This window comes from Lactococcus muris (assembly GCF_042849115.1).
Taxonomy (GTDB): domain Bacteria; phylum Bacillota; class Bacilli; order Lactobacillales; family Streptococcaceae; genus Lactococcus; species Lactococcus muris.
Genome location: NZ_BAAFQO010000002.1, coordinates 32,726 through 45,232, shown reverse-complemented (window position 1 = coordinate 45,232; position 12,507 = coordinate 32,726). Strand labels below are relative to the sequence as shown.

12 protein-coding genes are annotated in these 12,507 nt (G+C 40.3%); 1 reads left to right on the top strand and 11 read right to left on the bottom strand.

What is annotated here, in order from left to right; all coding sequences use genetic code 11:
• Positions 1-95: 95 nt before the first annotated feature.
• The 11 genes from ACGHCK_RS01395 to ACGHCK_RS01345 all read right to left on the bottom strand — a co-directional run bounded on the left by ACGHCK_RS01395 (position 96) and on the right by ACGHCK_RS01345 (position 11,210).
• On the bottom strand, positions 96-1,193 hold the full coding sequence (locus tag ACGHCK_RS01395) for a YdcF family protein (RefSeq protein WP_369917867.1): 1,098 nt from the start codon (positions 1,191-1,193) through the stop codon (positions 96-98).
• Between the two features lie 171 nt (positions 1,194-1,364).
• On the bottom strand, positions 1,365-1,706 hold the full coding sequence (locus ACGHCK_RS01390; RefSeq protein WP_286927466.1) for a DsrE family protein: 342 nt from the start codon (positions 1,704-1,706) through the stop codon (positions 1,365-1,367).
• A gap of 8 nt (positions 1,707-1,714) precedes the next feature.
• A complete protein-coding gene (locus ACGHCK_RS01385) occupies positions 1,715-3,916 on the bottom strand; it encodes an excinuclease ABC subunit UvrA (protein WP_271328081.1) in 2,202 nt (733 codons plus the stop codon).
• 89 nt (positions 3,917-4,005) lie between these two features.
• Complete coding sequence (locus ACGHCK_RS01380) at positions 4,006-4,956, bottom strand: sensor histidine kinase (RefSeq protein ID WP_251421010.1); 951 nt, start codon at positions 4,954-4,956, stop codon at positions 4,006-4,008.
• 443 nt (positions 4,957-5,399) lie between these two features.
• A complete protein-coding gene (locus ACGHCK_RS01375; RefSeq protein ID WP_202231396.1) occupies positions 5,400-6,116 on the bottom strand; it encodes a response regulator transcription factor in 717 nt (238 codons plus the stop codon).
• Positions 6,117-6,192: 76 nt separating this feature from the next.
• Positions 6,193-7,056 (bottom strand): M15 family metallopeptidase, encoded by an 864-nt coding sequence (locus ACGHCK_RS01370; RefSeq protein ID WP_251421012.1) that lies wholly within the window; start codon positions 7,054-7,056, stop codon positions 6,193-6,195.
• A gap of 269 nt (positions 7,057-7,325) precedes the next feature.
• A complete protein-coding gene (locus ACGHCK_RS01365; RefSeq protein ID WP_251421013.1) occupies positions 7,326-7,730 on the bottom strand; it encodes a Spx/MgsR family RNA polymerase-binding regulatory protein in 405 nt (134 codons plus the stop codon).
• 412 nt (positions 7,731-8,142) lie between these two features.
• On the bottom strand, positions 8,143-8,382 hold the full coding sequence (locus ACGHCK_RS01360; protein WP_202231393.1) for a KH domain-containing protein: 240 nt from the start codon (positions 8,380-8,382) through the stop codon (positions 8,143-8,145).
• Between the two features lie 76 nt (positions 8,383-8,458).
• Positions 8,459-8,731 carry a 30S ribosomal protein S16 gene (rpsP, locus tag ACGHCK_RS01355; protein ID WP_202231392.1) on the bottom strand — a complete coding sequence of 91 codons (273 nt, stop codon included), beginning with the start codon at positions 8,729-8,731 and terminating at the stop codon, positions 8,459-8,461.
• A gap of 85 nt (positions 8,732-8,816) precedes the next feature.
• Positions 8,817-10,058, bottom strand: a complete 1,242-nt coding sequence (locus ACGHCK_RS01350; RefSeq protein WP_251421015.1) for a hydroxymethylglutaryl-CoA reductase, degradative — start codon at positions 10,056-10,058, stop codon at positions 8,817-8,819.
• A 9-nt stretch (positions 10,059-10,067) separates the two neighbouring features.
• Positions 10,068-11,210 carry a thiolase family protein gene (locus tag ACGHCK_RS01345; RefSeq protein WP_202231390.1) on the bottom strand — a complete coding sequence of 381 codons (1,143 nt, stop codon included), beginning with the start codon at positions 11,208-11,210 and terminating at the stop codon, positions 10,068-10,070.
• A 122-nt stretch (positions 11,211-11,332) separates the two neighbouring features.
• Between ACGHCK_RS01345 and ACGHCK_RS01340 the strand changes: the two genes are divergently transcribed.
• Positions 11,333-12,484, top strand: coding sequence for a hydroxymethylglutaryl-CoA synthase (locus ACGHCK_RS01340; protein ID WP_251421016.1), 1,152 nt, complete (start codon positions 11,333-11,335; stop codon positions 12,482-12,484).
• The last annotated feature ends 23 nt before the right edge of the window (positions 12,485-12,507 follow it).

Below are 12,507 nucleotides of genomic sequence, written 5' to 3'. Positions count from 1 at the left end.
GACGCTTACACTTTTGTAATGTTTTACATAAAAACGTAAAACTAAAAAAACAGCTTCATATCAAGGGAGCTGCTCGCTATATTTATTTAAAACTTTTAGGGCACATAATAATAAAGAAAAAGCTGTATCACCGTAATAATAAACAGAAGGCCAATAATTGTTGCCACCCAAATCATATGTTTCTTTTTCTCGGTATTTAACACCGCAATAAACTCACGGATAAATGCCGGAACACGATAATACATTGCAGTTTTTCCGCCTCTGCCACCCTCTGCCTCTAAGCCAAGAGCGGCTGCAAAAAGAGCTGCTCGAAAAACATGATAATCTGATGTAAAGAAAAGAAATCTCGCCTTGATTAATTCTGATGAGAAAACTAGATTTTCATATGTTGTACGTGATTTTTCCTCCAAAAGCGTACGCTCGGATGGAAAACCAAGCTCTTCGTGGGCATATTTTTGCATAGCTGAGGCTTCCGATACTTTCTCATCTGTTCCTTGGCCACCAGAAAAAACCACAATAGTTTGGTCATCACGAACAGCTTGAACTGCTGCTTTAATACGGTTTCCAAGTAATATTCCGACACGTTCACCATCAATCAAGCCCGCACCGAGCACGACATGAAAAGCTGCTTCAAGTTTACGTGTGCGTCTGCCATACACCCAACTTGATAGAAAAAAGACTGTAAACTGCCAAGCCAAATAAAGTGACAAGAGAGGAAAAACCCAACTCAAAACGGAAAGCCATTGCCAGTGCTCTGGTAAATTGCCCATAGCAAGAAAAATACCATCAATAACTAAGAAAAAAAGAACAACTATTGGAAGGAGAAGATTAGCCACAGTCCTCGTTTCACGCCGCCACATCTTTACTGTAAGAATAACGATACCAAGAGGAATAACTAGCCCAAGAAACATTGAAAAAATCATAAAAACTACAACTTCAATACCTAATAAAAACAGCCAAATGCTGCGCCCACCATCGGTCAAAACAAGCATCGATCCAAGTAGACCATTTAATGCCACAAGCAAACAAAATAAATATAAAAAAGTCAAACGTCCTAGTGTCAAGGTTCGTAAATCGCGCAGTCGCTTTCTTTTCCACCAAAAAAAGAGTGACATAAAAGCAAAAATAGCAGTCAAAATCAAACCGACAACAAAAAAACCAAAGTCATTATTGTTCACAATATCATTTCCCATAGTTTTATTTTAGCAAATAAGAGAACTGAAACCTAATGCAATCAGAAAGACGCTTAAAAATCAGCACCCTTACTAGAAACGATAAAAAAAGCGCAACTTATGTGACGCTTTTCTTACTCTTGTGTTCACAAAGTTTTGCAAACCTCTCTGTATGTGAAGTCTCTGAGCCGCTCATGGTTTAACATAAGCAAAACCCAAATGCTGTTTTTGGACGAGTTCCACGATACCAGCTGGGACAACTGTGCAACCTTCTTGCAGCATTTCTGGTGTATAAGCGCGCGCATTTAAAGAATTTTGGCACACAGCAATTTTTACACCTGTTTTTAAAACTTTCGCAAGATTTACGGATGAGTCCTGAAGAACTTTGTCGACTGCTTCTCCATTCACTAAAATTTCAATATTTCCTGCTTCCTTGCGCTCTGCTAGCCAGATTTGAAAGTTTTCTACATTGGACAGAAGGGCTTGCCATTTTTGGTTTTCATTGATATGCAAAACGACTTGTAACATTTTCATTTCTCCTATTAGAGGTATTGGGCAGTAAGTGAAGCTGCACACTCTCGTAATCCTGCCGGTGGTCCTGCATAAATTACCTCGCCACCTGCTGAACCACCTTCTGGACCCACGTCAATAATCCAATCCGCTTGACGAATAATATCCAGCTGATGCTCAATCACAATCAAGGTATTGCCTTGCTCAACAAAATGATTCATAATCTTCATCAAACGGCTGATATCGGACAGATGCAAGCCTGTCGAAGGTTCATCAAGGATGAACAGATTGCCTTTCTGATAAAACTCATTGGCTAACTTCAAGCGTTGGCGTTCACCACCAGATAAAGTGCTGGTAGACTGTCCCAGAGTCAGATAACCAAGTCCGACTTCGTTCATGGCTTTTACTTTTTTCTTGATGGCTGGAATACTCTTGAAAAAGTCTAGGGCTTCTTCTATCGTTAGTTCCAGTACTTCCGTGATAGCTTTCCCTTGATATTTAAAGGCAAGAGCCTCTGCCTTATAACGTTTGCCTTGGCAAAGTTCACAGGTTTGTTTTACTGTTTCCATGAAGGCTAAACTAGACTCGATAGAACCACGGCCTTCACAAGCAGGGCAAGCTCCTTCTGAGTTGTAGCTGAAAAGACTGGGCTTCTCATCATTTTCTTTAGCAAAAGCTTTTCTAATCGCATCCATAATCCCAATAAAAGTCGCTGGGTTGGAACGACTATTAGCAGCCAAACTGGCTTGTGTTACCATGACAGCTTCGGGGTATGCTGCTCTAAGTGAATGCTCCACAAGCGTTGACTTTCCTGAGCCTGCTACACCTGTCAAAACGGTAAGCAGACCTTGCGGAATATCAAGCCCTTGCTTTTTAAGATTGTTGGCGCTGGAAACTTTCCCTTGATAAAAGTGAGTCGCTTGTCGAGGTGTCGCATTAATCGGTATCATCTGAGCAAGATGTTTCCCTGTCAAACAGTCGGACTGAAGCAGTTGCGCATAGCTGCCCTCAAACATAATCTCCCCACCATGAACGCCAGCCGCAGGACCAACTTCCACCACCCAGTCCGCGATCTTAATCACATCCGGATCATGCTCGATAATCAAAACCGTATTCCCTTTGTCTCTTAACTTCGTAAAGATAGCATTAATCCGCGCAACATCTCTCGGATGCAGACCGACAGAAGGTTCATCAAAAATATAGAGCATGTCTGATAAAGCATTATTCAAATGTTTCACTAACTTAACACGCTGTGACTCACCACCCGACAAGGTGGACGTTTCACGGTCAAGACTGAGATAGCCCAGTCCAAGCGCGATAAGATGATCAATCTGTTGTTTGAGGTGTTCAGTTCCTTCAAGTTGAGCCAGAACATCGCTTAAATCCGTAAGTTCCATGCTCATCAAGTCCGCAAAACCATAGCCAGACCAACGTACCGCTAGAGATTCTTGATTTAGTCGTTTGCCTTGACAGGTCGGGCAAAGGGCTTCATGCGTATAAGTTGCCAGTGTCTTTTGCGCAGCTGCGGACAAATCTCCTTCTTTCTGTAAAAAGCCACGGTTAAACTTATCAACTATGCCCTCATAGGTAAGATTGTATTCGCCCATCTTAATCTTACCGACTTCTTTGCCGTGATAAAGGCGATCTAGCTCTTCTTCTGTGAAGTCTTTCAGTAGCTTTTCGCCATCAAAAAGACCATTTTCCACATACATTTTGACAATTTTTTGATAGGGCTTAAAGAGGACTGCTCCATCGTTGAGGGAGCGTTCCATATCGACAAAAAGTTCCATTTTAAGTTCTAGTTTTTTACCAATACCTTGACAGTCTGGACACATCCCTGCAGGCAGATTAAAGGAAAAATGATCCACACCAAGTTGAGGCTGTCCCCCACTTGAAAAAAGATGCCGGATAACAGGTGCGATATCCGTGATGGTCGCGAGAGTCGACCGAGCATTGCCTCCCAGAGTTTTTTGGTCAATCACGATAGAGGCTGGAAGATTTTCAATCCGCTCAACATTGGGACGTTCATATTTAGGTAAGAACTGCCGAACAAAGGCCGGAAAAGTTTCATTTAAAAGACGTTGGGACTCATCGGCCAGCGTATCAAAAACAAGGCTTGATTTTCCTGAGCCAGAGACACCAGTAAAGACGGTAATCTTCTTCTTGGGAATCTCAAGCGATACATTTTTTAAATTATTGACATTATCTGCAATCACACGAATCGTCTCAGACATAGTTTTCTCCCTATTTTTCATTTTTATTCGTTGCTCATCCAGTATAGCAATTCTCATGGTATCTGCAAAATAATATCAGAAAATCAGAATTAGACCTCTGGACTAAAAGTCAGCTCTGCCACAAATAAATCACCTGTAACTTGAACTTTAAACTGTCCTTTCATGAGTTCAACTAGATTTTTCGAAATATAAAGCCCTAACCCGTGTCCCTCCTGTGTACGTGCACGATCTCCACGGATAAACTGCTCGGTCAGCTCTGAACTCTCTAGTTCTATCGGGTTCTTAGAGGTATTCTTGAGCTGAATCTCGACTTGACCTTCTTTTTCTCTTAATTCTAGAAAAACACGTGTTTTTTCCAGACTGTACTTCAAACTATTACTCAAAAGATTTTCAAGCACACGGTAAAAATGCTGGCTGTCAATGTTGAGAAAACAAGGATGCTCTGGTAAACGAAGAACAAGGGTTAATTCTTTCTTGAGAAAGTCGTCCTCAAACTCGCCTGTGATTTGTCCCAGCATTTCGGTCACATCAATGGCTTCAAAATTCAGCTGAACATTACCTGTACCTATCTTTGAGGCTTCAAGTAAATCAACAATCAAGTGTTTGAGACGAAGGGATTTCCGTTCTAAAACTTCGGTATATTCCTTAAATTTAGGCTGGTCAATAGGTAGTTTTTTCAGTAAATCCACGTAGTTAATCAAACTGGTCAAGGGTGTTTTCATATCGTGCGACATATTTGTAATCAACTCTGCTTTAAAGCGTTCGGCACGCAGTTTTTCTTGGTTAGTCTTTTCATAGTTTTGATCTTCTTTCAAGATAAAATCCATTAAAAAAGTCATAGCAGCAAACAAAAGAGCCAAAAAAGAGGAGAGCAGTAAATGATTAAAAATCGTGTGATTGTTAGGCATGCGCACAATCAATCCACTGTTGGTCCGCATCACAGGGATAACAAACCAGGTCAAAACAGAGACTAAAAAATAAAGGAAAATCCCTGCCAAAGGAAGCCCCATCGCGAATAAAAGAGCTTTTTTCTCAGCCATTCTTCTAATAAACGTTGGCCACAGAAAGTGTAGATTTCTCTCTTTTATGCGCAGAAAAACTTCCCAGAAAACTAGACCCGTAAGGAACATGGTAAGCAAGGAGAGAATGAAGGTCAAGCTTCCTGACTCATAGTTCCTTAGCAAGTTATAAGTCATAAAAATGCTAAAGAAGCTAGTGAAGAGCAGTAAGGACAAGTCAAGCTGTCGTAAAGAGGGAGAAATTGGCTTTGTCCGCTTATCTCTGACGATTGAAAGTACAAAAAGAAAGGCAAAAACAAGGCTCAAAAAGGCTGAAAGCTTCGCATTGAATGTAAGAAAATTACCCCAAAAGGAAGCCATATAATAATTATAAGTTGTGCTTAACCCCCGGAAAAAACTTTGAGCAAAAATAAAGGCAAGGAAAAGAAGAAAAATTTTGGTAAAATTGGCTGTCATTATCTTTTTCATTTTATCGTTACCATTTTATAGCCCAGACCATAGATAACTTTGATGTACTGTGGCTCTTTCGGATTAATCTCAATTTTTTCACGCAGATGGCGAATATGCACAGATACTGTTTTACTAGCTTGAAAGGCTGATTCCTTCCAAACCTTCTCATAGATTTGTTCTGAGCTGAATACCTGGTCTAAGTGCGTTATTAGAAGCTGTAAAATCTTGTACTCTATCGCCGTCAGAGTCAACTCTCGCCCGTCAATCCTCGCTTGCTTCTGAACAGTATCCAGCACTAATCCGCCGTTTTGATACTGACTTTCTGATTTTTCCTCAGAAAGCGCTTGCCCTTCTAAACCGCCTAAACGTGCATAGCGCCGCAAGGTTGCATCCACACGCGCCAGTAATTCAATTGGGTTAAAGGGCTTATTGACATAATCATCAGCTCCCATCTTCAGACCTAGAACACGGTCTGTATCCTCTGCTTTAGCTGATAGAAAGATGATAGGAATATTTGAAGTTTCCCGAATCTTCACGGCTGTCGAGATTCCATCTAAAACAGGCATCATCACGTCAAGTAAAATCAAATGGACTTCATGTTGAGCGATAATTTCTATGGCTTCTTTGCCATGACTGGCTTGCAAGACCTGATAATCTTCTTGCTCCAGATATATTTTGAGGGCATTGCGGATATCTTGGTCGTCATCACATACTAAAACTGTATACACCATGTGCCTTCCTTTCGGACTTTTCTTAATTTCTATTTTATCATGTTTCCTTTGATGCTCAGTCTAATTTCTGAACTTCCTATTTCCAACTCGTGATAATGTAACCTCCTGTATTATCGCTTGAAATTTCATATTGCGCATCATTTGGTAACTGTAACTGGTTATCATGTGGGGTTTCGTAACGAACTGTGTAGTTCTTTCCCCCTTTATTCAAACGATAACTTCCTACCTTTTTTAGTCTTTCGATATATTCTTCAAGGACAAGCTCGTGCTCTGTCATGTATTGGGCGTGCACTTCTCCCACATAACGGAAGTGCCAAGGTTCGTTTGCAATGCCTGTTATTGCTGTCTTATCTCCAGGATAACGCAGAATAAAACCGTACTTCCAAGCATTTTTGATAAGGTACTGTGATTGAGGTGAGTTTTCAACATCAGCGACATTTTGAATCGCGATATCCGCAGCAAGACCTGTCTCATGTTCACTATGTCCAGCTTCTTGTACATAGGCTTTATCTGCTGTATTAAAATAAAGTTGCTCTTGTTCTTCAGCCGTTCGGTAGCCGCTATTAAGGATGAGCTGTCCCCCTACCGCATTACGCGTATCATTGAGAAGGCTAGAAACAGCAGTTAGAACATCTGTTCTTAAAAAAAGACCGTTATTACTACTGACCAAATCTGGTACAGATCCATTAGAAGCAAAAGCATATTCACTATTCACAAGTTGTAAATTTTTTGTATCAACTATGTCTGACAGAGATATCGTAATCATAGTCGCCTCTTCTTGTACCTCAGCTTCTTGTTGCTCACCTGCTAGAACAGGTAGAAAAGTAGTTTGTACTTGACTAAAATATGACCGCAGACCAAAGACAACAGCAATAGCTGATACTAGAACTAAAAGAATTACGTGGTCTTTTCTTTTTCGACTTTTATTTTTACGCATCATAAAACTCCTTTATATTTAACGCTAACCTTAATTTATCAAAGAAGCTTTAAGTTTTTTCAAGTGAAATCTTAAGATTTATCAAAGAATAGGAAAGCCTATCAAAATTTTTTAACAAAAAGAGCTTGGGATGATGGTACAAAAATAATGAAAAACGCTCAACCACGGCACATAAAAATTCCATGGTCAAGCATTTTTTCTTTTATGGGTTTGAGTAAAATCAGTCTCTCTCGGCTTTTGTTTCACCCCCCTTCTATGCCAATATTCTTATATCATTTCATAGCTTTCCTTTTTTTAGCAAAATCCTTAATCATCACTTTACGAACTTCTCGAGGCAAAAATTTACGGATATCTTCTTCATGGTAACCCACCTGAAGATGATTATTATCAATGATTAAGGGTTGACGGAGTAACATCGGGTTATCAACAATGGCTTGTATGAGTTCTTTAATGGTCAGTGAGTAAAAGTCCTCCTTTAGACTCTGTATTGCTTTGCCTCTACGCGTAATCACATCATCTGAGCCCTCCTCCGTTAAAGAAAAAATAGCAAGCACTTCTTCTTTTGTCAGTTCATCTTTTGTTAAATCTATTTCCTTATACTCAAGTTGATGCTCTTTAAGCCATCTTCTTACCTTTTGTGATGATGAGTTAGCTGCTGCCGTATATAGCTTAATCATGGATTTCCTCCTCTTTTCATTATTATTAATTATTAGGAGCTTTCTAGTAAAAATTTTAAAGCAGTACTTTTAATTTACTATTTTTTTCTTATTTCTGAGTTAACCATTCCTTAAACTAAATTTAAACCTCTCAACTGTCTTCCTTAAGAATCTACTGTATCCACTCTAGGAAAAATGGCTACACAATCAGACTATCACTGCACTTCAAGGACTCTTTTTCAAAAAATATCTCACTTATGCTTCACTAAACATCACACATCTATTTAAGAGTGCTGGGTAATAACTTTTCATTTTAAGCCAAAATTGGCATGTTTTTAACCATTTATTCAGTGCTTCTTCTAAGACAACAAAACAGCTCCGAATTTCGGGGCTGCTTGTCTACAATAATATAAAATACGTTTACAAGAATATTTTATTGGTCAACCAAAAGACGAACTTTCTTCCCTTCAACGGGTACAAAGTAAACTACTGTACGGATGGCTTGAATGATACGACCTTGACGGCCAATAATACGGCCAATGTCTCCTTCAGCCACTTCTAAGTGGTACTCCATAAATTCTTCGCCCTCGACAACTTCCAGCGAAACCGCATCTGGATCTGTAACCAAAGGTTTCACAATAGTCATCACAAGTTCTTTCACATCTTTTTGCATTTCTTACCTCTACTCTGACTAAAATAGTCCAAATTATTGTGAAATTGACAAAAAACGGCCTCTGCCGCTTTTATAATTATTTGCTGTATTTTTGTTCGTGGAACTTTTTCATAATACCAGCTTTTGAAAGAATATTACGAACTGTATCAGATGGTTGTGCACCATTGTTAAGCCATTCCATAACGCGTTCTTCTTTCAAAGTCACTTGGTTTTCAGCTACAAGTGGGTTGTAAGTTCCAACTGTTTCGATGAAACGACCATCACGTGGTGAACGTGAATCAGCAACGTTGATACGGTAGTAAGGTTTTTTCTTTGAACCCATGCGAGTTAAACGAATTTTTACAGACATGTTATATTTCCTATTTCTATTTTTTATTACCTAACTATTATAGCATAAAATTTTGTCCTGTCAAGAAAAAAACTTGACAGCATTTTTATTTATTATTTTGACGGATTTTCAGCAAAAGTTTTTCGGCTATCGCTTGATTCATTACCTTTTCTTGGCGGAGTTTTTCACTCAAAATAGTGATTTCTTCGTCTTTAGCGCCCACTGTCATTGCTAAGGCACGGACTTGTAAACTCATATGTCCTTGCTGTATTCCTTCAGAAACTAAGGCACGTAGGGCCGCCAAGTTTTGCGCTAAGCCCACTGCAGCAATGACCTGTGCTAAGTCTTTTGCCTCTGTAATTTCTAAGAGTTCTAAAGCTGCTTGAGCTTTGGGTAAAACTTTTACTGCGCCACCAACTGTGGCCACTGGCAAGGGGAGCTCAAGGCTTCCAAATAGTATGCCGTCCTTTGCATGCCACTCCGCCAGACCTTGGTAACTCCCCTCCTTGCTTGCATAAGCATGAATTCCTGAGGCTACGGCGCGTGTGTCATTTCCTGTGGCGAGAACAACTGCATTGATGCCATTCATAATGCCTTTATTATGTGTGGCTGCACGGTAAGGGTCGATTTTAGAAAAACGTGAAGCCGCCTGAATTTTTTCAGCAACTTCTTGTCCATTATTTCCTTTATTCAGTCGCTCAACGGGAATTTCACAACTGACTTTAACCAAGGACTCTGTAGCATAATTGCTCAAGATACTGAACAAGATTTTTTGCTCTGGAAACCATGTGCGAAAAAGATTAGCAACGCCTTCCAATATGGCATTCACAATATTCGCTCCCATCGCATCTTTCACATCCACTTTAAAATCAACGGATACAAACCCTTCTGCTTCGAAAGCCCTGCTGCTCACATGTCGTAAACCACCGCCACGTTTAACAATGGAGGGATAAGCTTCTTTTGCAGCACGAAAAATTCCGGCTTGATTTTCTTCAATAGTCTGCATTAATTGTTCCGCCTGCTCGACATCATAAAAAACAATCTGCCCCCGCATTAACCGCTCTGCAAGTACTGTTTGAAATTCTCCAGCTATCTTTGCCCCATTACTTGCGGCTGCAATCACAGAAGGTTCTTCGGTGACCATTGGGACGAGGTATTTTTTGCCATTAATGACAAAGTTTTGCGCCAAACCCATGGGTAACTCAAATTCACTGACTTGGTTTTCGATAAGATTGTCTGCTAAAGCCGCATCAAGTACTGTTTCTTCTAAAATTTGTCTTGTTTCTGACTTTAAGTCAAGAAAATCCAGACGCTCTGCTGGACTCATTTGGTAAAATTTTTTCTTCATATTCATTGATTAAACTAAATTAGGGTTTTCCAAGAGGACAGCCAAGCCAAGACCACCACCGATACAAAGGCTAGCAATACCATAACGCTTATTTTCACGTTGAAGCGCATAAGCTAAAGTTGTCAAAATACGGGCTCCTGATGAACCGATAGCATGGCCTAAAGCAATAGCACCACCATAAATATTCACTTTTTCTTCTGGAATATTAAGCTCTTGATTTACAGCTACACTGGAAGCAGCAAAAGCTTCATTGATTTCGAACAGGTCAATATCTTCAATATCCAAATCTGTACGTTCAAGCAACTGACGAATGGCCTTAATTGGTGAAACACCCATAATCTCAGGATCGATTCCAACTTCTTCACTGGCTAATAATTTTGCCAAAACCGGAAGCTCTTTAGCTTCGGCATAATCATTGCTTGCCAAAATTAAAGCAGACGCCCCATCGTTTACTGGCGATGAATTACCTGCAGTTATACTGCCGCTCTCGCTGAAAGCAGTACGCAGTGAAGAAAGTTTTTCTAGTGATGAGTTCGCACGAATCGTCTCATCTTCTGCTAAGTCTGAAAATGGCACGATTTCTTTTTCAAATGCGCCTGCTGTGCGTGCAGCTAGGGCTTTTTCTTGTGAACGTTGAGCAAAGCGATCTTGTTCTTCACGACTAACCTCAAATTGCTCGGCGATTGTTTCACCAATCAAGCCCATAGATTCACCGTTAAAGGCATCAACCAACCCTTCAGACATCATCGTAAGAACTTCTTCACCAGATTTACGGTGGCGAATGATTGGAGATTGAGACATTGATTCTGTCCCCCCAGCGATCACGACATCGGCTTCCTCAAGTTGTAAAAGTTGTTTGGCAAGAATCACTGCCTTCATACCAGAACCACAGACTTCATTCACAGTTGAAGCTGGAACATGGTGAGAAAGACCACTGTTAATTGAAATTTGACGAGCAATATTTTGACCTGTACCAGCCTGTAGTACATTGCCAAAAATCACTTGTTTGACGTCATCTTTAATATCTTCATGACGTTCAAGTAAGTTTTTAACGACATGAACACCGAGTTCTGCAGCTGTCTTATCTGACAGCGCACCATCATATTTTCCGACAGGCGTACGAAGCGCATCGATAATTACTATTTCTTTCATAAGCCCAGTATAGCACATTTCCCTCCCAAATAGTCAAAAGTTTTTTCCATTTTTTAATCTTTTATGGTAAAATTGGAGCTTAAGCATACAAATTTATCAAGCTTATAAACTGGAGGATGTATATGAATATTGGTATTGACAAGCTTGCCTTTTTTGTTCCTGAAACTTATGTAGATATGACTGATTTAGCACACGCGCGTGAGGTTGATCCTGCTAAATTTCATATCGGTATCGGGCAAGACCAAATGGCCGTCAATCCGATCAGCCAAGATCTCATCACCTTTGCGACCAACGCAGCTGCTGAAATTCTGACTGAAGAAGACAAACAAGCGATTGACATGGTCATTGTTGGTACCGAGTCTTCAGTTGATGAGTCAAAAGCTTCTGCTGTTGTGGTTCATGGTTTGCTTGACATTCAACCTTTTGCACGTTCCATTGAGCTCAAAGAAGCCTGTTATGCCACAACAGCTGGCTTACAAATGGCTAAAGACCATGTTTATCGTCATCCAGAGCGCAAAGTTCTTGTTATCGCGACAGATATTGCCAAATATGGCCTAAATACAGGTGGCGAACCAACACAAGGCGCCGGTGCTGTAGCCATGTTAATTGCAGCTAACCCTAATATCTTAGCGCTCAATGATGACTCTGTCAGCTTGACGCAAGATATTTATGACTTCTGGCGTCCTTTTGGTGACACTTATCCAACTGTTGATGGACAGTTTTCAAATGCCACTTACATTGAAGCCTTTGCTAAGGTTTGGCAAGAGTATGCACGTCGTACTGGACTAGGTTTCTCTGATTTTGCTGCTTTAGCTTTCCATACGCCTTATACTAAGATGGGGAAAAAAGCGCTGCTTCCACAACTTGAAGGTGAAAGTTCTGAAGTTCAAGAACATCTTCTGGCGCAATATGAAAAAGGAATCACCTACAATCGCCGCGTCGGGAATCTTTATACCGGTTCGCTTTACCTCAGTCTGATTTCTCTACTGGAAAATGCTGAAAACTTAAAAGCAGACGATAAGATTGGTCTCTTTAGCTACGGCTCTGGAACAGTTGCCGAATTTTTCTCTGGTCAATTAGTTGAAGGCTTTGAGCAGCATCTCCGCAAGTCAGAGCATCAAGCCCTTTTAGACAATCGCAGAAAACTTTCAATTCCAGAATATGAGGAAATGTTCTCAGAAAGTCTGGATGCACATGTTGATCAAACATTCTCTGATCCTACGCCTTACAGCCTTGCTGAGTTAAAAAATTCGACACGACGCTATCGTAAATAAAAAAATAAATCATTGGTCTTGAT